The organism is Amycolatopsis sp. M39 (assembly GCF_001651785.1).
Taxonomy (GTDB): Bacteria; Actinomycetota; Actinomycetes; order Mycobacteriales; family Pseudonocardiaceae; genus Amycolatopsis; species Amycolatopsis rubida.
On the sequence record NZ_LWSF01000020.1, the window covers coordinates 21,171 to 43,925 of the forward strand.

The following is a 22,755-nucleotide window of genomic DNA, read 5'->3' on the forward strand; positions in this document are numbered from 1 at the left end:
GAGGGGGTCGCCGGTGTCACACGTGCAGGGCGAGCCGGAGTGGGTGTCCACAAGGGACGGACGGCGGCTGTACGCGATGGTGCTGCCCGGTCCCGGTCCCGGCTCCGGGCCGACGGTCGTGTTCGAGGCGGGTGCGGCGGCGAGCCGATCGTCGTGGGGGCTCGTGCAGCCGCTGGTCGGCGAGTTCGCGCGGGCGGTGGTGTACGACCGGTCCGGGCTCGGCCGCAGCGCGCCGGATCCGTCCGGGCGCACGCTGGACCGGATGGCCGACGATCTCGTCGACGTGCTGCGCCACTTCGGGCCGGGGCCGTACGTGCTCGCCGGGCACAGCGCCGGGGGGCCGATCGTGCGGCTCGCCGCGTCGCGGACCTCGGCGAAAATCGCGGGACTGGTCCTGGTCGACCCGACCGACGAGGCGGCGGAAGTGGTGTTCTCGCCTCGATTCCGCGGCCTCGAACGGAAGCTGCTGCGCACCGGCCGGATCCTCGCGGCGACCGGTTTGCTGAAGTTCTTGTACCGGCCCATGGTGCGGGCGGTTCCCGAAGACGTCCGGCGCGACCTGGTGCGAGAAGGCTTTACACCGCAGGTGTTGCGCACCCAGACCGAGCAGGCGCGGACCTTCCTCGACGAACTGGAGACCTGGCGGGCGGATCCGCCCGCACCGGGCGACTGCCCGGTGACGGTCGTGTCCGGCGGCCGGGCCGGGGACGGGATGAACGCCGCCCTGCGCGCGGAGGCGAATGCCGCGCACGCGCAACGAGTTTCCTCCGGAGGACGGCACCGGATCGCGGAGAAGTCCGGGCATCTGGTGCCGGTCACCGAACCCGAGGTGGTGGCCGACGAGGTCCGCCGGTTGCTCAGCTGACGGCGTCGCTCCACGTCTCGACGAACTTCGGGAACGTCTTGCCGACCGTCTCCGGGTTCTCGACCAGCACACCGGGCACGCGCAGGCCCAGTACCGCCGCGGCCATCACCAGCCGGTGGTCCTCGTAAGTGCGGAAAACGCCGCCGTGCATCGGGGCCGGAGTGATTTCCAGGCCGTCTTCAAGTTCGGTGACGCCCGCGCCCAGACCGGACAGCTCGGTCGCCAGCGCGGTGAGCCGGTCGGTCTCGTGGCCGCGCAGGTGCGCGACGCCGGTGATGCTCGACGGGCTCTCGGCGAAGCACAGCATCGCCGCGATGACCGGGGTCAGTTCGCCGACCTCGTGCAGATCGAGGTCGATGCCGGGGAACGCGCCGCCGCCGGTGACGACCAGGCCGTCGTCGTCCAGCGTCGCCTTCGCGCCCAGTTCGGCCACCAGGCCGCGCAGCCAGTCGCCCGGCTGGGTGGTCTGCTTCGGCCAGCCGTGCACCCGGACCGTCCCGCCGCCGACGACCGCGGCGGCCACGAACGGGGCCGCGGTGGACAGGTCCGGCTCCACGACGTACTCCGGGCACGACAGTTTCGCCGGCTCCACACGGAATTCCGTGCCGGAACGGTCCACAGCGGCCCCGAACCGGCGCAGCATGTCCAGCGTCATGGCGATGTGCGGTTCGCTCGGCGGGGCACCGCCGACCAGCCGCACCGTGACGCCCTGCTCGAACGCCGGACCGGCGAGCAGCAGCGCGGACAGGAACTGGCTGGAGGCCGACGAATCGAGATCCACCCGGCCGCCGCGCAACCCGCCGGTGCCGTGCACGGTGAACGGCGGCGCACCGCGCCCGCCGTCGTCGATCCGCGCGCCGAGCTTGCGCAGCGCGGCCAGCAGCGGGTCGATCGGGCGGCGGCGGATCGCCTCGTCGCCGTCGAACCGCACCGACGCGTCGCCGAGCGTGGCGAGCGCGGGCGTGAAACGGGCGACAGTTCCGGCGTTGCCGAGGGTGACGGCCGTTTCGTCGCCGCGCCCGCTGATGGTGCCGAGCGGGTGGACGAGGAAGCCGTCGATGGTCTCTTCCGAAAGCGCGCCCAGCGAGGCGAGTGCGGCCAGCATCAGCCGGGTGTCGCGCGAATCGAGCGGATGGCGCACCCGCGTGGGGGCGCCCGCGAGCGCGGCGAGCACGTAGGCCCGGTTGGTGATCGACTTCGATCCGGGGACGCGCACCGCGGCGTCCAGCGAGGCGCCCGCGGCCGGGGCGGTCCAGTGGTCATCGCGGATGTTCGGCACGCCGCGCAGCCTAGCGCGGGGCGGGTGAACCGATTCCGCCGCGCCGGGAAGAGGCGTCGGCGAGCGATCTGCCGGGAGTGGGATATGCTGGCGGCCCGTGGGACTTCAGTCGCGGGCTACCAAGTATGTCTTTGTCACCGGAGGCGTGGCCTCCTCTCTGGGTAAGGGTCTGACGGCGTCCAGCCTCGGACAGCTGCTCACCGCGCGCGGACTTCGCGTCACGATGCAGAAGCTCGACCCGTACCTCAATGTCGACCCCGGGACGATGAACCCGTTCCAGCACGGCGAGGTGTTCGTCACCGACGACGGCGCCGAGACCGATCTCGACATCGGGCACTACGAGCGCTTCCTCGACCGCTCTCTCGACGGCAAGGCGAACGTCACCACCGGGCAGGTGTACTCGGAGGTGATCGCCAAGGAACGCCGCGGCGAGTACCTCGGCGACACCGTCCAGGTGATTCCGCACATCACCGACGAGATCAAGGCGCGGATCACCGCCGCGGCCGGGCCGGACGAGAACGGCGTCGCGCCGGACGTGGTGATCACCGAGGTCGGCGGCACGGTCGGCGACATCGAGTCGCTGCCGTTCCTCGAGGCGTGCCGCCAGGTGCGCCACGACGTCGGCCGGGAGAACTGCTTCTTCCTGCACGTGTCGCTGGTGCCCTACCTCGCCCCCTCCGGCGAGCTCAAGACCAAGCCGACCCAGCACTCGGTCGCCGCGCTGCGCAACATCGGCATCCAGCCGGACGCGCTGGTGTGCCGCGCGGACCGGGAGATCCCGGACGACCTCAAGCGCAAGATCGGCCTGATGTGCGACGTCGACACCGAGGCGGTCATCGCCTGCCCGGACGCGCGCTCGATCTACGACATCCCGAAGGTGCTGCACGGCGAGGCGCTCGACGCGTACGTGGTGCGCCGGCTGGGCCTGCCGTTCCGGGACGTCGACTGGACGGTGTGGGGCGACCTGCTCGACCGCGTGCACAACCCGAGCGAGATCGTCCGGGTCGCCGTGGTGGGCAAGTACATCGACCTGCCGGACGCGTACCTCTCGGTCACCGAGGCGCTGCGCGCGGGCGGGTTCGCGCACCGCGCCAAGGTCGAGATCGTCTGGGTCGCCTCGGACGACGCGCAGACCGGATCCGGCGCGGCGTCCGTGCTGTCCGATGTGGACGGTGTGCTGATCCCGGGCGGGTTCGGCATCCGCGGCATCGAGGGCAAGGTCGGCGCGATCCACTACGCGCGCACGCACGGCGTGCCGCTGCTGGGGCTGTGCCTCGGCCTGCAGTGCATGGTCATCGAGAGCGCCCGGAACCTGGCGGGCATCGAGGACGCGAACTCGGCCGAGTTCGACGAGAACACCCAGCACCCGGTGATCTCGACCATGGCCGACCAGCGCGACGTCGTCGCGGGGGAGCGGGACATGGGCGGCACGATGCGGCTCGGCGCGTACCCGGCGAAGCTCAAGGCCGGTTCGCAGGTGGCCAAGGCGTACGGCGGCACCGAAGTGTCCGAGCGGCACCGGCACCGCTACGAGGTGAACAACGCCTACCGCAAGCAGATCGGCGACGCGGGCCTGGTCTTTTCCGGCACCTCGCCGGACGACCGGCTGGTCGAGTTCGTCGAACTGCCCGCGGACGTGCACCCGTTCTTCGTGGGCACCCAGGCGCACCCCGAGCTGAAGAGCCGCCCGACCCGGCCGCACCCGCTGTTCAGCGCGTTCGTGAAGGCCGTCGTGGACCGCAAGGTCGCCGAGCGGCTCCCGGTCGAACTGCCCGAAACGCCCGTGGCGGCTCGGTGAGCGCGCCCGGCACGCACGAGTTCTCCGTCGCCGGCAGCACGGTCGTCCACGTGGGACGCGTCGTCGGCCTCCGGGTCGACGACGTCGTGATGCCCGGCGGGAAAACCGCCCAACGCGAGGTGGTCGAACATCTCGGCGCGGTGGTGATCGCGGCGCTGGACAGCGAGGACAACGTCACCCTCGTGCACCAGTACCGGCATCCGCTCGGGCGCAGGCTGTGGGAGCTGCCCGCCGGGCTGATCGACCACCCGGGGGAGGAGCCGGTCGAGGCGGCGAAGCGCGAGCTGGCCGAGGAATCCGGGCTGGCCGCGGCCCGCTGGGAAACCCTGGTCGACGTCGCGGCCTCGCCCGGGTTCACCGACGAGGTGGTGCGGGTCTTCCTCGCGCGCGATCTGTCCGAAGTGGACCGCGAGGTGCTCGGCGAGGAGGAGGCCGACCTGGTGGTGCGGAAGTTCCCGCTCGCCGAGGCGGTCCGGATGGCCCTTTCCGGCGAGCTGGTCAACGGGGCGACCGTGTCGGGAGTGCTCTCGGCGCACGCGGTGCTGACCGGCGCGGCGGCGACGCGCCCGGCCGACGCGCCGTGGCGGGACCGGCCTTCGCGGTTCGCTCGCCGACTGGCCGAGGGCTGAATTTCCGGATTCTGCCGGTGCGCCGTCCTAGAGTGGCGGCGTGAATGACGCGAGGGTCGAGGTGCGGGGCGCGATCGCCACGTACCTCGACCACCTCGTCGTCGAACGCGGCACTGCCCGCAACACCCTCGACAGCTACTCGCGCGACCTCCGCCGCTACGCCGCCCATCTGGAAGCGGCGGGGATCGTGCGGCTGACCGAGGTCACGCCCGCGCACGTCACGTCGTTCGGAGCCGCGCTGCGCGAGGGCGACGAAGAACACCAGCCGCTGGCAGCGTCGTCGGCCGCGCGGGCGCTGGTCGCGGTGCGCGGGCTGCACAAGTTCGCGCACGCGGACGGGCTCACCGAACACGACCCGGCCCGCGACGTCCGCCCGCCCGCCGCGGCGAAGCGGCTGCCCAAGGCGTTGCCGGTCGGGGACGTCCTCAAGCTGCTCGACACTCCGCCGCCGGACGGCGAACGCGCCCTGCGCGACCGTGCGCTGCTGGAACTGCTCTATTCGACCGGAGCCCGGATTTCCGAGGCCGTCGGGCTCGATGTGGACGATGTGGACGACACCGAGCGCACCGTCCTGCTCGACGGCAAGGGCGGCAAGCAGCGGCTGGTGCCGATCGGCCGTCCCGCGCTGGAAGCACTCGACGCGTACCTGGTCCGGGCCCGCCCCGCGCTCGCCGCGAACGGCCGGGGCGCCTCGGCGATCTTCCTCAACGCCCGCGGCAGCCGGCTCTCCCGGCAGAGCGCGTGGCAGGTGCTCAAGGACACCGCCGAGCGAGCCGGGATCACCGCCGCGGTGTCGCCGCACACCCTGCGCCACTCGTTCGCGACCCACCTGCTGGAGGGCGGCGCGGACGTCCGCGTGGTGCAGGAACTGCTCGGCCACGCCTCGGTGACCACGACCCAGGTGTACACGCTCGTCACGGTCACGACGCTGCGAGAGGTCTACGCCACCGCGCATCCGCGCGCGCTCGGCTGAACGCTCGACCCGCCCTAGAGCCTTCCCACGCTGCGGTGACTCGGCCCGTGCGGCCCGGCGCGGCGCTTTGCCGGTGCTCCGGAAATCCGCATAGGCTCCCCGGAGACCCCGCCGAACAAGGAGCTTTCGCGCCATGTCGACACCGACCCCGAACCAGCCGGAGGACCCGGCAGCGTCCGCCGGGCCAGCCGGGCTGTCCGGGTCCGCCGGGTCCTCCGGTTCGGCCGCGGCGAACCTGGAGCACGCGCGGATCGCCACGCCGGCGGACCACGAGGGCGACGAGCCGGAACGGCCGCTGACCCGCGCCGAACGCGCCCGGATGCGGGCGAAGGAGCGCGCGGAGAGCGGGATCGGGCCGACCGGGCGCCCGCTGCGCGAGATCCCCGAGCCGCCGCCGCTGGAGCGGCACGGCCCGGCGAAGGTGCTCGCCATGTGCAACCAGAAGGGCGGGGTCGGCAAGACCACGTCCACGATCAACCTCGGCGCCGCGCTCGCCGAATGCGGCCGCCGGGTGCTGCTGGTCGACTTCGACCCGCAGGGCGCGCTGTCGGTCGGGCTCGGCATCCAGCCGCACGAACTGGACCAGACGGTCTACAACGTCATCATGGAGCGCTCGGTGCAGATCGAGGACGTGCTCCGCAAAACCCGCGTCGACGGCGTTGACCTGCTGCCGAGCAACATCGACCTGTCCGCGGCGGAGGTCCAGCTCGTCGCGGAGGTAGGGCGCGAGCACACGTTGTTACGGGTCCTTCGTCCGGTGCTGAACGACTACGACTATGTTCTTGTCGACTGCCAGCCCTCGCTCGGCCTGTTGACGGTGAACGCATTGACCGCCGCGGACGGTGTGATCATCCCCCTGGAGTGCGAGTTCTTCAGTCTGCGAGGCGTCGCGCTCCTGATCGACACGATCGAGAAGGTGCAGGAACGCCTCAACCCCAAACTGGACATCACGGGGATTCTCGCCACGATGTACGACCCGAGAACCCTGCACTCGAAGGAGGTCATGGCTCGCGTGGTCGAGGCATTCGGCGACACCGTGTTCGACACGGTGATCAACCGCACCGTGCGGTTCCCCGAGACGACGGTCGCGGGCGAGCCCATCACGACCTGGGCCCCCAAGTCCGCCGGCGCCGCGGCTTACCGCGCGCTGGCCCGTGAGGTGATCGCGCGGTGAGCAGGCGCGCTTCCCTGCCCGGAGCGTCGGAGCTTTTCCGCCTCACCTCCAGTCCGGCCGCCCCCGCGCTCGAACGACCCGCCGTGCCCGCTCCCGCGGAACCGGTGGCTCCGCGCAAGCCGAGCGCGCCCGCCGAGGCCGACCAGCTGTCCCGCAACGCGGCGCGCAGCGGGTCCGGGCGCACCAAACACGACGCGAAGATCACCGTGTACGTCTCCGGCGAGGAACTGCTCGCGATGGAGCAGGCCCGGCTGAACCTGCGCGCCAAGCACGACCTGGTGGTCGACCGCGGCAGGCTGGTTCGCGAGGCGGTCGCCGTGCTGCTCGCCGACTTCGACCAGCGCGGCGAGGACTCCGTGCTGGTGCAGCGATTGCGGGCGAACAGCGAGGACGGCGGAACCGAGGGCTGATGGACGAACCGGCATCGGCCGAGCTGCCGGAGCCGGAAGCGGCAGTCTCGGAGAACACTGCTAGCGCTGAGAACACCGACGGTGCCGCGGCCGCGGACGTCCCGGAGACTCCCGGCGACGCTCCGGCCGAGCACGAGACGGTGCACGGCGGCACCATCCCCGAGGGATACGCCGCCGACGAGGGCTCCTCGAAGTTCAAGGTGCGGCTGCAGAACTTCGAGGGCCCGTTCGACCTGCTGCTGCAGCTGATCTCGCAGCACCAGCTGGACGTCACCGAGGTCGCCCTGCACACGGTCACCGACGACTTCATCGCCTACACCCGCGCGCTCGGCCCGGACTGGAACCTCGACGAGACCACCGAGTTCCTGGTGATCGCCGCGACCCTGCTCGACCTCAAGGCCGCCCGGCTGCTGCCCGCGGCCGAGGTCGAGAACGAGGACGACCTCGCGTTGCTGGAAGCCCGCGACGTGCTGTTCGCGCGGATGCTGCAGTACCGCGCGTACAAGCAGGTGGCCGCGCTGTTCGGCGAGCTGGAGGAAGGCGCGCTGCGGCGGTACCCGCGGTCGGTGGCGCTGGAGGAGCGGTATCTCGGGCTGCTGCCGGAGGTGATGCTGGGCGTCACGCCGGAACGGTTCGCGGAGATCGCGGTCGCGGTGTTCCGGCCGAAACCGCCGCCGCAGGTGTCGATCGCGCACATCCACATGGGCCGCGTGTCCGTGCGCGAGCACGCCGCGCTGCTGCGGCTGAAGCTCGCCGAGGCCGGGCAGGCGACGTTCAAGGAACTGACCTCGGACTGCGAGCACACGGTGGAGGTCGTGGCCCGGTTCCTGGCGCTGCTGGAGCTGTACCGCGAATCGTCGGTGCAGTTCGACCAGCTGGAGGCACTGGCGGAACTGCACGTCCGCTGGACCGGCGGCAGCGTGGCCGAGGCGTCCGCCGCCGCCGAGCACGACCGCGCGGCGGCCGAGGAGGAGGAATACGGGTGAGCACCGAAGACGACGGCGCACCGGTCGAGCAGGCCGAGGAGACTGAGCCGGAAACCGCGCCGCAGCCGGAAAACGAGGCGGAGCCTGTCGCGTCAGCTCCTGCGGCGGAAGCCGAGGCCCCGGAGCCAGCCGAAACCGAGCCGCAAGCAGAAGCCGAGCCTGTCGCGTCAGCTCCTGCGGCGGAAGCCGAGGCCCCGGAGCCAGCCGAAACCGAGCCGCAAGCAGAAGCCGAGCCCGAAACAGAAGCCGAGCCCGAAGCTGACGGAACCCCCGAAGCCGATCCGGAAGCCGCGGAGCCTCCCGACGACGAAGGCCTGGTCGCCGTGGACAGCGGCCTGCCCAGCGTCGAGGACGACGAGGCGCTCGAAGCCGCCCTCGAAGCCTTGCTGCTCGTCGTGGATTCGCCGATCGCGGAGGATTCTCTCGCCGAAACGCTGGACCAGCCGGTCGCCAGGGTGACCGTCGCGCTGCGCACCATGGCGCAGAAGTTCGCCGAGCGGGCCAGCGGGATCGACCTGCGGCGCGTCGGCGAAGGGTGGCGGTTCTACACTAGGGACACCTACGCCCCGTTCGTGGAGAAGCTCCTGCTGGACGGCCAGCGGTCGAAGCTGACCAGGGCCGCGCTGGAGAGCCTCGCCGTGATCGCGTACCGGCAGCCGGTCACCCGGGCCCGGGTCGCGGCGGTGCGCGGGGTGAACGTGGACGGCGTGATCCGGACCCTGCTGGCGCGGGGGCTCATCGAGGAGATGGGCACCGACCCGGAGACCACGGGCACGCTGTACGTGACGACCGAGCTGTTCCTGGAGCGACTGGGGCTGTCGTCGCTGAACGACCTGCCCCCGATCGCTCCGCTGCTACCCGAAGTGGACACCATCGATGACATCTGAGCAACACCCCGACGGCATCCGCCTGCAGAAGGTCCTGTCGCAGGCGGGCGTGGCGTCGCGCCGGGCGGCCGAAGACCTGATCGCGGCCGGCCGGGTCGAGGTGGACGGCGAGGTCGTCACCGAACTCGGTCGCCGCGTGCACCCGGACGAGGCGGTGATCCACGTCGACGGCACGCGGGTCAACCTCCGCGACGACCTCGTGTACCTCGCGTTCAACAAGCCCAAGGGCGTGCACTCCACGATGTCGGACGACCGGGGCCGCCCGTGCGTCGGCGACTACCTGCGCGGCCGGTGGGAGGAGACCCCGGGCGTCGTGCACGTCGGGCGGCTCGACGAGAACACCGAGGGCCTGCTGCTGCTGACCAACGACGGCGACCTCGGGCACCGGCTGATGCACCCGTCGTACCGGGTGCTCAAGACCTACTTCGCCGAAGTCGAGGGCCTGGTGCCGCGCGGGCTGGGCAAGGAGCTGCGCGCGGGCTGGGAGCTGCCGGACGGGATCGTGAAGGTCGACCAGTTCCGGGTCAAGGACATGCATTCCGGCCGGAGCATGATCGAGCTGGTGATCCACGAGGGCCGCAAGCACATCGTGCGCAGGCTGATGGCGGCCACCGGGCATCCGGTCCGCAAGCTGGTGCGCACCGCGGTCGGCGACGTGCAGCTGGGCAATCAGCGCCAGGGCACGATCCGCAGGCTGAACCGCGGCGAGGTCGGCACGCTGTACCGCACCGTGGGACTCTGACCGGTTCCCCACTTTCGGCCCTGCTGCCGGACCCCGCCGCCCGGGTTGAGTTGTCGGTACCCGACGACGACTCTGGAGGGCGACGGGAATGCGTGTGCTGACAGGGCTGTGCGCCGCCGCGGTGCTGGCCGCGGGAGTGGTGGCGCCGGCGGCCGCGACGGCCGCCCCGGCGAGAACCGGCACCGAACCGGTGTACGACTACGCCGGGGCGATCCGCGAGACGGTGTGGGTCGACCTCGGCCGGGACGGCGACGGGGACGGCGTGCCGGACCGGGTCGCCGCCGACATCGTGCGGCCGAAGGAACCGGCCGAGGCGGGCAAGAAGATCCCGGTGATCATGGACGCCAGCCCGTACTACTCCTCGGTGGGGCGCGGCAACGAAACCCAGTTCAAGACGTACGACGCGCAGGGCCGCCCGGTCGGCTTCCCGCTGTTCTACGACAACTACTTCGTCCCGCGCGGCTACGCGACGGTGCTCGTGGACCTGGCGGGCACCAACCGGTCGACCGGCTGCGTCGACGTCGGCGGCAACTCGGACGTCCAGTCGGCCAAGAAGGTCGTGGACTGGCTGAACGGCCGCGCGACCGGCTATACCGCGAAAACCGGCGGCACGAAGATGTCGGCGGGCTGGAGCGACGGCGGCGTCGGGATGATCGGCAAGTCCTACGACGGCACCATCGCCAACGGCGTCGCCTCGACCGGCGTCGAGGGGCTCAAGACCATCGTGCCGATCTCCGCGATCAGCTCCTGGTACGACTACTACCGCTCGGACGGCGTCTCGTTCGGCTTCAACCCGGACGGGCTCGCGCAGACCGTCGAGCAGCGCAACGGCGGCCAGGATTGTTCGGCGCAGAACCGGAAACTCGCCGAGGGCGCGACCGGGAACGGCGATTACGGGCCGCTGTGGGCGGAGCGCGACTACGTGGCGAACGCGAAGAACGTGCGCGCCAGCGTGTTCATCTCGCACGGCGTGAACGATCTGAATGTCATGCCGATCAACTACGGCCAATGGTGGGACGCGCTCGCCGCGAAGGGCGTGCAGCGCAAGATCTGGCTTGCGCAGACCGGCCACGTCGACCCGTTCGACTACCGCCGCACCGAGTGGGTCGACACCCTGCACCGGTGGTTCGACCACTACCTGATGGGCGTCGACAACGGCATCGAGAAGGAACCGCAGGCGACCGTCGAGCGCCAGCCGGACCAGTGGGCGAACGAAGCGACCTACCCGGCACCGGGCACGAAGGCCACGATCCTGCGTCCGCAGCCAGGCCGTACGGCAGGCGTCGGCACGCTCGGCACTGCGGGCAGCCGGGGCACCGCGTCGTTCACCGACAACCCGAACGCGGGGGAGAACGAGTGGGCGGCGAATCCGTCGGCCACGTCGGCGAACCGCGTGCTCTACAGCACCGCCGCGCTCACCTCGCCGGTGCAGGTCTCGGGCACCTCGTCGATCACCGTGACGGCCACGCCGAGCACCTCGACCGCGCATCTGTCGGCGATGCTGGTGGACTACGGCCCGGCGACGATCCGCAATTTCTCCGGCCCTGGCGAGGGAATCGTGACCGGCACGGACCGCACGTGCTGGGGTTCGAGCACTGACGGCGACAGCGCCTGCTACAAGGTGACCAGCGCGGACACGAAGAACGTGGACTACACGATCATCAGCCGCGGCTGGGCGGATCTGGCGAACTACCAGTCGCTGAGCCGGGAAGCGCGGCTCACGCCGGGCAAGGCGTACACGATGACGTTCCGTCTCGCGAGCACCGACCACGTCGTCCCCGCTGGGCACCGACTGGCGCTGGTGATCGGCGGGACGGACGCCAATTTCATCACCGCGCCGGCGAATCCGCCGAAGCTGACCATCGACCTGGCCAAGACCTCGGCCCAGGTCCCGCTGGCCGGTGCGGTTCCGGCGCGTCCGCGGACGGAATCCGCCCCCGCGGGCCCCCTGGCGCACGTCCCCGCGGCCGCGCGCTTCGACCTGCGTTGACGAAAGCCGTGAGGGGGACCCTGAGGGAATCAGATTCCCTCAGGGTCCCCCTCACGNACTTCTGGTGGTAGGTGAGGGGGACCCTGAGGGAATCAGATTCCCTCAGGGTCCCCCTCACGAACGTCAGCTGGCGGTGACGGTTTCCTTCGCGGCGGCCTTGCGCTGCATGGCTTTCGCGATCGGCTCGACCACTCGCGCGGCGGTCGGCCCGAGGATCGCCATCAGCAGTACGTAAGCCGTCGCCAGCGCGGCCAGTTCGCCGTCCACCGCGCCGGCGGTGACCGCCAGCCCGGCGATGACGATCGAAAACTCGCCTCGTGCGACCAAAGCCGCCCCGGCACGGGCCCGGCCCAACCGGCCGATCTTCTGCCGTCGAGCAGCCCACCATCCAGTAGCCACCTTCGTCACAGTGGTCACGACAGCGAGCACGGCGGCCCAGCCGAGCACCGGCGGGATCGACGACGGATTGGTGTTCAGCCCGAACACCACGAAGAACATCGCGGCGAACAAATCCCGCAACGGCTCCAGCAGCCGGGTCGCGTTGTGCGCGGTCGATCCGGACACCGCGATGCCCAGCAGGAACGCCCCGACCGCCGCCGAAACCTGCAACGCCGAAGCGATCCCGGCCACCAGCAGCGCCGCACCGAGGATCTTGAGCAGGAAGACTTCCCGGTCGTCGCTGTCCACCAGCGCCGACACATACCGCCCGAACTTGAGCGCGATCACCAGCACCACGGTGATCACCAGCAGTGAAATCCCGACCGCTTCCAGCCCGCCGAGCAGGCTCACCCCGCCGAGAATCGCGGTCAGGATCGGCAGGTACAGCGCCATCACGAGGTCCTCGAACACGAGGATCGACAGCACCACCGGCGTCTCGCGGTTACCAAGCCGCCCCAAATCGCCGAGGACCTTCGCGATGATTCCGGACGACGAGATGTACGTGACGCCCGCCATGACGATCGCGCCGATCGGGCCCCAGCCCAGGAGCAGCGCGACCGCCGCGCCGGGGGCGGCGTTGAGCACGATGTCCACCAGGCCTGCGGTCCAGGACCGCCGCATCCCGTTGAACAGTTCGGCCGCGGAGTACTCCAGGCCGAGCAGCAGGAGCAGCAGCACCACGCCGATCTCGCTGGCGAGGTGGGAGAAATCGCCGATGTCGGCGAGCGGGATCAGCCCGCCCGAGCCGAAGCACAGGCCGCCGAGCAGGTACAGGGGGATGGGGGAGAGGCCGATCCGGCCGGCGAGCCTGCCCAGCGCGCCGAGCACGAAGAAGACCGCGCCGAGTTCGACCAGCGAAAGTGCGGTGTGATCCATCAGCCGTGCTTGAGGATCTTGGCGGCGGCTTCCAGGCCCTCGGAAGTCCCGACCACGACGAGCAGGTCGCCCGCGGTGAAGAGGAAGTCCGGTGTCGGCGAGGGGTGCACCTGCCCGGCACGCATCACCGCGACGATCGAGACGCTGGTGCGCGTGCGCATCGCGGTGTCGCCGAGCGAACGGCCGTCGAACGGGCTGTCCGCCGTGATCGGCAGCTGCTTCGTGTTGATGCCCGGCAGCTCGCGGTGCTCCTCGTTCAGCTGCGCCACCAGCTGCGGCGCGCCGAGCAGGTTCGAGAGGGCGCCCGCCTCGTCCGCGGTCAGCGGCAGCGACGCGAGGCAGGCGTCCGGATCGTCGGACTTGGAGACGATCAGCTCGATCTTGCCGTCCCGCTGGGTCACGACGCCGATGCGGCGGCCCGCGCGGGTGGCGAAGTCCTTGCGGACACCGATTCCGGGAAGAGGGGTGACTTCGACGTTCACATCAGCCACGGTAACTCATTGTCCGATTCGCCGAGTTCAGCCCAGCAGGAACAGCACCGAGGTGGCGGCCATGAACGCGGCGGTCGCGCCGTGCACTCCGTAGGCCGCGCTCTTCTTGCCCTTGTGCCGCAGGATGATCAGCATGTCGCAGACCGGCATGACGGTCGCGGCCAGCAGCAGCCAGCCGGCCAGGTGCGCGCTGCCCGCGAGCATCGCGACGCCGAGGATCAGCCCGGTGCCGAGGTCGCGGTTCCCCTTGATCTCGAAGAACGCCGTCGATCCGGCCGGGATTTCCCGCAGGCCGAACGTCGCGGCGGTCTTCGCCGGGGCGAACAGATAGGCGAACCCGACGTAGATGATGCCGAGNGCCGAGGACGGGGATGGCGGCGAGGACGTAAGCGGTGATCAGCATGGGAACCCCGGTGAGTTAGCAGTGCTAGGAACAAACGCAACGCTAGCTTAGCGCCGCTAGATTGTCTAGCGACGCCTGAAACTCCGCCGCGGGCACCGCCTGAGGTGCCGGGATCGGCTACGGGCAGAATGAACCGGACGGGGTGTGCGGGACGAACGTGAGGAGAGCATCGGTGACGGGAGCCCTACGTGGGGTGGTCGCGCTGGACGGCCCGTCGGGAACCGGCAAGACCACGGTGGCGCGCAAGCTCGCCGGACGGCTGAGCGCCCGCTACCTCGACACCGGAGCGATGTACCGCGTCGTCACGCTCGCCGTGCTGCGGGCCGGGATCGATCTCGACGACGAACACGCCGTCGGCGCGCTCGCCCACGACGTCGGCTTCTCGCTCGGCACTGACCCGGAACGGCCGGACGTCCGGCTGGCCGGCGAGGACGTCGCGGCCGAGATCCGCGGCCCCGAGGTGACCCGCGCGGTGTCGCCGGTGTCAGCCGTGCCGCAGGTGCGCGAGGTGCTCGTCGCCCGTCAGCGCCGGATCATCGCCGACGCGGTCGAGGGCGAGGGCGGGATCGTCGTGGAGGGCCGCGACATCGGCACCACCGTCGCGCCGGAATCGCCGCTCAAGATCTACCTCACCGCCTCGGCCGAGGTCCGCGCCGCGCGGCGGAACACCCAGGACTCCGCGGCGGGCCGCGCTTCGAGCGTCGAGTCCGCCCGCGAATCGGTGGAGCGCCGCGACCGGATCGACTCCACGCGCGCCGCCTCGCCGCTGCGCGCGGCCGGGGACGCGGTCCAGGTGGACACCTCCGAGCTGACGATCGACCAGGTGATCGTCGCGCTGGCCGAACTCGCCCGCGGGCGGGGGCTGCTCGGCGACTGCCCGGCCGAACCCGCCGCCGCCGAGGCCGGGGTCAGCCGGTGAGCGGCGCCCTGCCCGAAGGGGCGAACGGCCTCCTGCACGACGTCGGCCGGATCTCCGGCCGGTATTATCTGCGTCCGGCGTTCCGGATCCGGGTGCACGGCCGCGACCGGGTGCCCGCCGGCGGGCCGCTCGTGGTGATCGCGAACCACAGTTCGAACGTCGATCCGCAGCTGGTGATCGGTTTGCTTCCGCGCCGCAGCGCGTTCTTGGCCAAAGCCGAGCTGTTCACCGGGATCGGCGGCCGGTTCCTGCGGGCGATCGGCCAGATCCCGGTCCGCCGGGGCGAGATCGACCGGACGCCGCTGACCACGGCGGTCGGAGTGCTCAAGGCGGGCGGGGCGATCGGGGTCTTCCCGGAAGGCACGCGCGGCGGGGGCGACGTCGGGGCCGCGGAGCGCGGTGCGGCGTGGCTGGTGCGCGCTTCGGGAGCCACCGTGCTGCCGATCGCGATCCGCGGGACGCGCAAACCCGCCGACGGCAAGCGCCGCTGGCGCCCGCGCGTGGACCTCCTCTTCGGGGAGCCGTTCGCGCTGAAGGTCGGTCCGGGCCGCAAGGGCTTGGACCAGGGCACCGAAGAGCTGCGCACGCAGCTCGCGGCGCTCGTGCAGGCTTTGGACGACTGGCGTGGCGAACACGGGTTCGCCACGCCGTAGGTGAAGTTGGGAAACGATGACAGGGTTTGACGCCGCCGACAGTGCGGTGGACGGGCTGGGCGAGGTCGACGGAAGCTGGTCCGACGAGTCCGAGTTCGCCGCGCTCGACGCACAGATCGAGGCCGAGGAAGCGGACGGCCGGGCGGCCGCCGCGCAGCCGGTGCTCGCCGTGGTCGGGCGGCCGAACGTGGGCAAGTCCACGCTGGTCAACCGCATCCTCGGCCGCCGGGAAGCGGTCGTGCAGGACGTGCCGGGCGTGACGCGCGACCGCGTCGCCTACGACGCCTTCTGGGCCGGGCGCCGGTTCACGCTCGTCGACACCGGCGGCTGGGAGCCCGACGCCACCGGCTTGCAGGCCTCGGTCGCGGCGCAGGCGGAGATGGCCATGCGGACCGCGGACGCGGTGCTGCTGGTCGTCGACGCGACGGTGGGGGCCACCACCACCGACGAGGCCGTCGCGCGCGTGCTGCGCCGTTCGAAGAAGCCGGTCCTGCTGGCCGCGAACAAGGTGGACGACGACCGGCTGCTGGCCGACACCGCGTCGCTGTGGTCGCTGGGTCTCGGCGAACCGCATCCGGTCAGCGCGCTGCACGGGCGCAGCTCGGGCGACCTGCTCGACTCGATCATGGCCGCGCTGCCCGAGGCCCCGCGCGAAGCGGGCACGGCGACCGCCGGGCCGCGCCGCGTCGCGCTGGTCGGCAAGCCGAACGTCGGCAAGTCCAGCCTGCTNCCGGCTTTCCGGCGAGCAGCGCTCGGTGGTCGACTCGGTCGCGGGCACCACGGTCGACCCGGTCGACTCGCTGGTCGAGCTGGACGGCGAGATCTGGCGGTTCGTGGACACCGCGGGCTTGCGCAAGCGCGTGAACTTCGCCGACGGCGCGGAGTACTACGCCTCGCTGCGCACCAAGACCGCGATCGACGCGGCCGAGGTCGCGCTCGTGCTGCTGGACGCCTCGGAACCGCTGACCGAACAGGACCTGCGGGTGCTGACGATGGTGGTCGAGGCGGGCCGGGCGTGCGTGCTCGTGTTCAACAAGTGGGACCTCGTCGACGAGGACCGCCGGTACGCGATGGTGCGCGAGCTGGACCGCGGCCTCGTGCGGGTGCCGTGGGCGGAGAAGGTCAACGTCTCCGCGCTCACCGGGCGCGCGGTGCGCAAGCTCGCGCCCGCCCTGCGCACGGCGCTGTCGTCGTGGGACCAGCGCGTGTCGACCGGCCAGCTCAACGGCTGGCTGTCCGACCTCGTCGCGGCCACGCCGCCGCCGGTGCGCGGCGGCAAGCAGCCGAAGGTGCTGTTCGCGACGCAGGCGGGCATCCGCCCGCCGACGCTGGTGCTGTTCACCACCGGGTTCCTGGAGGCAGGCTACCGCCGGTTCATCGAGCGGAAATTCCGCGAGCAGTTCGGCTTCGCGGGCAGTCCCGTCCGGGTGAATGTGCGCGTCCGCGAAAAGAAGCAGAAGCCCAAGGCGGGCGGAAAAGCGGCCCGCAACCGCTGATTCCTTTCCCGGCAAGGAATTCCCGGAGAACTCGATTTCCCGGGATTCCCTTGCCCGGCCTGCGTGTCGTGACGTCCGACACGCGGCCGTTACCCGGACGCGACCTGGGCTTGATTGCCGCGTAAGGTGGACGGTCGCTACGGGCGCCTCATTCGGACGGCAAGCCCGAATGACGCTCGCGAAAGGTGAGTGATGGGCTTGCGCGCCCAGAGTTCGACCGTGCCCACCTCGTTCCGGAATACCGGAGCGCGCCCGGCCGCCGAGGTGGCCCGGTGACGCTGACCGCCGATTCCGGCAGCACCGAAGCCCTGACCCTCGCCGTCGAGGCCGCGCTCTCGCCCGCTCTGTTCGAGACCGCCGCCCGCGCCGCCGAGCGCACCCTTCTGGACGTCTTCACCGCGACCGCGGAGCGGCACCCGAACGCCGCCGCGCTCGACGACGGCACCGGCCCGCTGAGCTACCGCAGGCTGACGGAAGAGATCGACGCCTACGCTCGCAAGCTGCGCGAGCACGGCGTCGGCCTCGGCGACCGCGTCGGCATCCGGATCTCCTCCGGCTCCGCCGAGCTGTACGTCGCGATCCTGGCGACGCTGTCGGTCGGCGCGGCCTACGTGCCGGTCGACGCGGACGATCCCGACGAGCGCGCTGAGCTGGTGTTCGGCGAGGCAGGCGTCGCGGCGATCGCCACCGACGGCGAGATCACCGTCGCCGGGACCCCGAGCGGCGTCACCGGACGGCCCGGCCCGGCCGACGACGCGTGGATCATCTTCACCTCCGGCTCCACCGGCAAGCCGAAGGGCGTCGCGGTCACGCACGCCTCGGCGGCGGCTTTCGTGGACGCCGAAGCACAGCTTTTCCTGACCGACGAGCCGATCGGCCCCGGCGACCGGGTGCTGGCCGGGCTGAGCGTCGCGTTCGACGCCTCCTGCGAAGAAATGTGGCTCGCCTGGCGGCACGGCGCCTGCCTGGTGCCCGCGCCGCGCGCGCTGGTGCGCACCGGTGTCGACCTCGGCCCGTGGCTGGTCGCGCAGGGCATCACTGTCGTCTCGACGGTGCCGACGCTGGCCGCGCTGTGGCCGGCGGATGCGCTGGAGGACGTGCGCCTGCTCATCTTCGGCGGCGAAGCCTGCCCGCCGGAGCTGGCCGAGCGCGTGGCCGTCGAAGGCCGCGAGGTGTGGAACACCTACGGCCCGACCGAAGCGACCGTCGTCGCCTGCGCCGCGCAGATGACCGGTGAGGGTCCGGTGCGGATCGGCCTGCCGCTGGTCGGCTGGCAGCTGGTCGTGGTGAACGAAGCGGGCGAGCCGGTCGCCATGGGCGAGACCGGCGAGCTGGTCATCGGCGGGGCGGGGCTCGCCCGGTATCTCGACGCGGAGAAGGACGCGCAGAAGTTCGCGCCGCTGCCGTCGATGGGCTGGGAGCGCGCCTACCGCAGCGGCGACATGGTCCGCGCGGAGCCGGAAGGCCTGCTGTTCCTCGGCAGGCTCGACGAGCAGATCAAGCTCGGCGGCCGCCGGATCGAGCTGGGCGAGGTGGACGCGGCGCTGCAGGCGCTGCCCGGCGTGCGCGGCGCGGCCGCCGCGGTCCGCCGCACCAAGGCGGGCAACCAGGTCCTGGTCGGCTACATCGTGTCCGAGGACGGCGAAACGCTCGACACCGACGACGCCGCGACCCGGCTGCGCGCGCAGCTGCCCGCCGCGCTGGTGCCGCTGCTCGCGACGATCGAGGACCTGCCGACCCGCACGTCCGGCAAGGTCGACCGCGCCGCGCTGCCGTGGCCGCTGTCCACTGTGGACGCGAGCGCGGCCGGGCTGTCGCCGACCGAGGCGTGGCTGGCCGAAAGCTGGAGCGAGATCCTCGGCGTGTCGGTGAGCAATGCCGGTGCCGACTTCTTCACCAACGGCGGCGGCAGCCTCACCGCGGCGCAGCTGATCGCGCGCATCCGCACCCGCTACGCCGAGGTGTCGGTCAGCGACATCTACCAGAATCCGAAGCTGGGCGCGCTGGCCGCGAAGCTGGACGCGCTGAGCGGCGAGGAGACCGAGCGCCGCGAGATCGCGCCGACGCCGCGCCGCGCCGGGCTCGTGCAGTCCCTGCTGATGATCCCGCTGATGGGTCTCGTCGGCCTGCGCTGGACCACGCTCGCCGCCGCCTGCTCGAACGTGCTGGCGCTGCTGGGCGTTTCCTGGGCGCCGACGCTGGACTGGGCGTGGCTGGTGCTCGCGTGGCTCGTGCTGTTCACCCCGGCGGGGCGGATCGCCATCGCCGCGGGCGGCGCGCGCGTGCTGCTGTCCGGGGTCCGCCCTGGTGCCTACCCGCGCGGCGGGAGTGTCCACTTGCGACTGTGGACCGCCGAGAAGCTGGCCGAGTTCAGCGGCGCGGACAGCGTCGCGGGCGCGTCGTGGATGACGACGTACGCGAAGGCGCTCGGCGCGCGCATCGGCAAGGACGTCGACCTGCACTCGCCGCCGCCGGTCACCGGTTTCCTCAAACTGGGCCGCGGCGCGGCGGTGGAGCCCGAGGTCGATCTGTCCGGCCACTGGGTCGACGGCGACCTCGTGCGCATCGGCAAGATGCGGATCGGGGCCGAGGCCCGGGTCGGCGCGCGCAGCACACTGTTCCCCGGTGCCCGGATCGGCAAGGGCGCGGAGATCGCCGCCGGTTCGACCGTGCGCGGCGCGGTCCCGGCGGGCCAGCGCTGGGCCGGTTCGCCCGCGGTGCGCTCGGACCTGAAAGACGCGCTGAAGTGGCCGTCGAGCCGTCCGCCGCGGTCGCGGTTCTGGGCTTCGGTGTACGGCGCGACCTCGGTGTTGCTCGGGCTGCTGCCCGGGATCGCCGCGCTGCCCGGAGTCGTGGTGATCGGTTATGCGGTCGCTGGCACCTCTGATTTGGGTGCTGCGCTGGGCAAGGCGCTGCTGTTCGTGCCGGTCGCCACCGTCGCCTACTTCCTGACCTACGCGCTGCTTGTGCTGGCCGGGGTCCGCGCGCTGGGCGTCGGCATGGTCGAGGGCTACCACCCGGTGCACGGCCGCGTCGCGTGGCAGGTCTGGGCGACCGAGCGGCTGATGGGGATGGCCCGCGAAGGCCTGTTCCCGTTGTACGCCAGCCTGTTCACGCCGGTGTGGCTGCGGCTGCTCGGCGCGAAGGTCGGCCGCAACGTGGAGGCGTCTACGGTGCTCGCGCTGCCGAAGATGACCAAAGTCGACAGTGGCGCGTTCCTCGCCGACGACACCATGGTCGCCACCTACGAACTGGGCCACGGCTGGCTGCACGCCGCCCCGGCGCGGATCGGCAAGCAGGCCTTCCTCGGCAACTCGGGGATGACCGCGCCGGGCCGTTCGGTGCCCAAGCGCGGGCTGGTCGGGGTGCTGTCCTCGACGCCGGCGAAGGCGAAGAAGGGCTCGTCGTACCTGGGCATGCCGCCGCTGCCGGTGCGCCGCGCGGTGGAGGAGAGCGACACCAGCCGCACGTACACACCGCCGCCGCACCTCAAGGCGGCGCGGGCGCTGGTCGAGCTGTGCCGGATCCTGCCGGTGATGTGCGCGGTCGCGCTGACCGTCGGCGTCGCGGGTTCCCTGCTGGCGCTGGCGGCGTGGGGCGGTTTCTGGGCCGCCGCGCTGCTGGCCGGGCCGGTGCTGCTGGCGGCCGGAATCGTCGCCGCGCTCACCGCGACCGCGGCGAAGTGGCTGCTGGTCGGGAAGTTCCGCGAGATCGACCATCCGCTGTGGAGTTCGTTCGTGTGGCGCAACGAGCTGGCCGACACGTTCGTCGAGGCGCTCGCGGTACCGTGGCTGATCGGGTCGCTCGGCGGCACGCCGCTGCTGCCCGCGTGGCTGCGCACGATGGGCGTCAAGATCGGCCGCGGCGTGTGGCTCGACACCTACTGGCTGCCCGAGTCGGACCTGGTCGAACTGGGCGACGGCGCGACGATCAACCGCGGCTGCGTGGTGCAGACGCACCTGTTCCACGACCGGATCATGACCATGTCGCGGGTGCGGCTGGAAGAGGGCGCGACGCTCGGCCCGCACGGGATCGTGCTGCCGGGCGCGAGCATCGGCGCGCGCACCACGGTGGGCCCCGGCTCGCTCGTGACGCGCGGCGACGCGGTGCCCGCCGACAGCCGCTGGCTCGGCAATCCGATCTCGGCCTGGCGGCGGTGAGGCCACGACCGTTGCGGACCCCGCCCCGGCGCCTCATCCTGGAAAAGATCACGGCGGCGGGCGAAAGCGGGTTTCGGTGCGGGTGAACGGGAAAGCGGCCGCGCCCGGAGCGGAGACCTCGGGCGACGGGTACCTCCCCGCGCACGGGAACGGCGGCTACCGGGTCCGGCACTACGACCTCGATCTCGACTACCGGATCGGGCCGAACCGGCTGGCCGCCACCGCGGTGCTCACCTGCGAGGCCACCCAGGCGCTTTCCCGGCTGACGCTCGACTTCGGCGAGTTCCGGGTGTCGCGCGTGCTGGTCGAGGGCAAACCGGCGAAGTACGTGCGGCGCGGGCTGAAGCTGCAGGTCAAACCGGCGCGCTCGGTGCCGGCCGGTGCCGAGTTCCAGGTGGAGGTCCGCTACGCGGGCAATCCGCGGCCGGTCGGCAGCCGATGGGGAGACATCGGCTGGGACGAACTGACCGACGGCGCGCTGGTGGCGAGCCAGCCGGTGGGCGCGCCGTCGTGGTTCCCGTGCAACGATCATCCGGCGGACAAGGCGAGCTACCGGGTCGCGGTGGCCACGTCGTCGCCGTATCTCGTTGCGGCGACGGGGAATCTCGTGTCGCGCTACCAGTCGGCGAGCACCACGAAGTGGGTGTTCGCACGGCCGGAGCCGACCTCGACGTATCTGATGAGCGTCCAGATCGGCCGGTACGAGGACCTCGAATTGTCTTCCGGGGCTTGGGTTCCGGAGATCTCGGTCGACCGTCCGGGCGGCGTCGTGCAGCGGGCCGCGGTGCCGCCTCGGCTGCGGCGGGCGTTCGCGCGGGACTTCGGGCGGCAGGGGCGGATGATGGACGCGCTGGAGGAGTGGTTCGGGCCGTATCCGTTCGGCGAGTACGTGGTGGTCGTGACCGACGACGACCTCGACGATCCGATCGAGGCGCAGGGGATGGCGATCTTCGGGGCCAACCACGTGGACGGCAAGCGGACTCATGAGCGGCTCGTGGTGCACGAGCTGGCGCATCAGTGGTTCGGGAACAGCCTGACTGTCGCGGATTGGCAGCACATTTGGCTCAATGAGGGCTTCGCCACTTACACCGAGTGGTTGTGGTCGGAGCGCTCCGGCGGTGCGTCGACGGAGGAGCTGGCTCGGGCGTGGCATGCGCGGGTGCGGGCCAAGCCCGCGGATGTGGCTATCGGTGATCCTGGTGTGGCGCGGATGTTTGACGAGCGGGTGTACAAGCGTGGGGGGTTGACGCTGCATGCGTTGCGCGGGGAGATGGGGGACCCGGCGTTTTTCGCGCTGGTGAAGGCTTGGGCGGTGGAGAACCGGCATGGGGCGGTGACTACGGGGGAGTTCGTGTCGCTGGCCGAGTCTTACGCGGGGCGGTCGTTGCGGGGGTTTTTCGCGGGGTGGTTGGGGCGGGTGGAGTTGCCGGAGTTGTGAGGGCGGCTCGTCGCCTGGGGGGCGACATTGCTTGTGGGGGTTGCGTGGGGCGCCCCGAAGCGCTCGTGGGGGTTGCGTGGGGCACCCCGAAGCTTGAGTGTGCAGGGAGGCTTCGGATCGGGGTGCGGGGGAGGGGCTGGGTGCCTCG

The 22,755-nt window shown here is 71.5% G+C and carries 18 protein-coding genes and 1 pseudogene; 15 read left to right on the forward strand and 4 right to left on the reverse strand.

Annotated features, from left to right (window positions below; all coding sequences use genetic code 11):
* The first annotated feature begins 13 nt into the window (after positions 1-13).
* Positions 14-865 carry an alpha/beta fold hydrolase gene (locus A4R44_RS32035; protein WP_067588990.1) on the forward strand — a complete coding sequence of 284 codons (852 nt, stop codon included), beginning with the start codon at positions 14-16 and terminating at the stop codon, positions 863-865.
* On the opposite strand, the gene aroA is transcribed toward A4R44_RS32035, so the two are convergent.
* Entirely contained in the window at positions 858-2,144 is a 1,287-nt protein-coding gene (gene aroA, locus A4R44_RS32040) for a 3-phosphoshikimate 1-carboxyvinyltransferase (protein WP_095213767.1), read from the reverse strand. The genes A4R44_RS32035 and aroA overlap by 8 nt on opposite strands.
* 97 nt (positions 2,145-2,241) lie before the next feature.
* Here aroA and A4R44_RS32045 point away from each other — a divergent pair, with 97 nt between their 5' ends.
* From A4R44_RS32045 to A4R44_RS32085, 9 genes are all read left to right on the forward strand, one after another.
* Positions 2,242-3,942, forward strand: coding sequence for a CTP synthase (locus A4R44_RS32045; protein WP_067588992.1), 1,701 nt, complete (start codon positions 2,242-2,244; stop codon positions 3,940-3,942).
* On the forward strand, positions 3,939-4,571 hold the full coding sequence (locus tag A4R44_RS32050; protein WP_067588994.1) for an NUDIX hydrolase: 633 nt from the start codon (positions 3,939-3,941) through the stop codon (positions 4,569-4,571). Before A4R44_RS32045 ends, A4R44_RS32050 begins: the two co-directional genes overlap by 4 nt.
* Before the next feature lie 40 nt (positions 4,572-4,611).
* Complete coding sequence (gene xerD / locus A4R44_RS32055) at positions 4,612-5,544, forward strand: site-specific tyrosine recombinase XerD (RefSeq protein ID WP_093577031.1); 933 nt, start codon at positions 4,612-4,614, stop codon at positions 5,542-5,544.
* Positions 5,545-5,677: 133 nt separating this feature from the next.
* A complete protein-coding gene (locus A4R44_RS32060) occupies positions 5,678-6,718 on the forward strand; it encodes a ParA family protein (protein WP_232791877.1) in 1,041 nt (346 codons plus the stop codon).
* Complete coding sequence (locus A4R44_RS32065; RefSeq protein ID WP_067588996.1) at positions 6,715-7,128, forward strand: cobyrinic acid a,c-diamide synthase; 414 nt, start codon at positions 6,715-6,717, stop codon at positions 7,126-7,128. The genes A4R44_RS32060 and A4R44_RS32065 overlap by 4 nt, the downstream gene beginning before the upstream one ends.
* The gene (locus tag A4R44_RS32070; protein WP_202505646.1) at positions 7,128-8,114 is read left to right on the forward strand and encodes a ScpA family protein; all 987 of its coding nucleotides are present in this window, start codon (positions 7,128-7,130) and stop codon (positions 8,112-8,114) included. Before A4R44_RS32065 ends, A4R44_RS32070 begins: the two co-directional genes overlap by 1 nt.
* Positions 8,111-9,001, forward strand: coding sequence for an SMC-Scp complex subunit ScpB (gene scpB / locus A4R44_RS32075; protein WP_067588998.1), 891 nt, complete (start codon positions 8,111-8,113; stop codon positions 8,999-9,001). Before A4R44_RS32070 ends, scpB begins: the two co-directional genes overlap by 4 nt.
* The gene (locus tag A4R44_RS32080) at positions 8,991-9,743 is read left to right on the forward strand and encodes a pseudouridine synthase (RefSeq protein WP_037815466.1); all 753 of its coding nucleotides are present in this window, start codon (positions 8,991-8,993) and stop codon (positions 9,741-9,743) included. The genes scpB and A4R44_RS32080 overlap by 11 nt, the downstream gene beginning before the upstream one ends.
* A gap of 88 nt (positions 9,744-9,831) precedes the next feature.
* A complete protein-coding gene (locus A4R44_RS32085; protein WP_095213768.1) occupies positions 9,832-11,733 on the forward strand; it encodes a Xaa-Pro dipeptidyl-peptidase in 1,902 nt (633 codons plus the stop codon).
* 123 nt (positions 11,734-11,856) lie between these two features.
* On the opposite strand, the gene A4R44_RS32090 is transcribed toward A4R44_RS32085, so the two are convergent.
* From A4R44_RS32090 to A4R44_RS32100, 3 genes are read right to left on the reverse strand one after another with little or no spacing between them, the layout of a single operon-like run.
* Positions 11,857-13,047, reverse strand: coding sequence for a cation:proton antiporter (locus tag A4R44_RS32090; RefSeq protein WP_067589000.1), 1,191 nt, complete (start codon positions 13,045-13,047; stop codon positions 11,857-11,859).
* Positions 13,047-13,529: a cation:proton antiporter regulatory subunit gene (locus A4R44_RS32095; protein ID WP_009079551.1), complete on the reverse strand. Its 483-nt coding sequence runs from the start codon at positions 13,527-13,529 to the stop codon at positions 13,047-13,049. Before A4R44_RS32095 ends, A4R44_RS32090 begins: the two co-directional genes overlap by 1 nt.
* A 36-nt stretch (positions 13,530-13,565) precedes the next feature.
* Positions 13,566-13,889 (reverse strand): DUF4267 domain-containing protein, encoded by a 324-nt coding sequence (locus A4R44_RS32100; RefSeq protein WP_369805972.1) that lies wholly within the window; start codon positions 13,887-13,889, stop codon positions 13,566-13,568.
* Between the two features lie 245 nt (positions 13,890-14,134).
* Here A4R44_RS32100 and cmk point away from each other — a divergent pair, with 245 nt between their 5' ends.
* The 5 genes and pseudogenes from cmk (at position 14,135) to A4R44_RS32125 (ending at position 22,607) form a co-directional block, all read left to right on the forward strand.
* Positions 14,135-14,860: a (d)CMP kinase gene (gene cmk / locus A4R44_RS32105; RefSeq protein ID WP_067589003.1), complete on the forward strand. Its 726-nt coding sequence runs from the start codon at positions 14,135-14,137 to the stop codon at positions 14,858-14,860.
* Positions 14,857-15,513 (forward strand): 1-acyl-sn-glycerol-3-phosphate acyltransferase, encoded by a 657-nt coding sequence (locus tag A4R44_RS32110; RefSeq protein WP_067589005.1) that lies wholly within the window; start codon positions 14,857-14,859, stop codon positions 15,511-15,513. Before cmk ends, A4R44_RS32110 begins: the two co-directional genes overlap by 4 nt.
* Before the next feature lie 16 nt (positions 15,514-15,529).
* A pseudogene (gene der / locus A4R44_RS32115) lies at positions 15,530-17,009 on the forward strand (ribosome biogenesis GTPase Der).
* Positions 17,010-17,281: 272 nt separating this feature from the next.
* Positions 17,282-21,169, forward strand: coding sequence for a Pls/PosA family non-ribosomal peptide synthetase (locus A4R44_RS32120; protein WP_067589007.1), 3,888 nt, complete (start codon positions 17,282-17,284; stop codon positions 21,167-21,169).
* Between the two features lie 82 nt (positions 21,170-21,251).
* Positions 21,252-22,607 (forward strand): M1 family metallopeptidase, encoded by a 1,356-nt coding sequence (locus A4R44_RS32125; RefSeq protein ID WP_093577048.1) that lies wholly within the window; start codon positions 21,252-21,254, stop codon positions 22,605-22,607.
* Positions 22,608-22,755 lie beyond the last annotated feature (148 nt).

Bases quoted from the DNA above. Each gene is read 5' to 3' on its own strand.
- A4R44_RS32060 (WP_232791877.1), top strand. From the start codon at position 5,678: ATGTCGACACCGACCCCGAACCAGCCGGAGGACCCGGCAGCGTCCGCC.
- A4R44_RS32070 (WP_202505646.1), top strand. From the start codon at position 7,128: ATGGACGAACCGGCATCGGCCGAGCTGCCGGAGCCGGAAGCGGCAGTC.
- A4R44_RS32080 (WP_037815466.1), top strand. From the start codon at position 8,991: ATGACATCTGAGCAACACCCCGACGGCATCCGCCTGCAGAAGGTCCTG.
- A4R44_RS32085 (WP_095213768.1), top strand. From the start codon at position 9,832: ATGCGTGTGCTGACAGGGCTGTGCGCCGCCGCGGTGCTGGCCGCGGGA.
- A4R44_RS32090 (WP_067589000.1), bottom strand. From the start codon at position 13,047: ATGGATCACACCGCACTTTCGCTGGTCGAACTCGGCGCGGTCTTCTTC.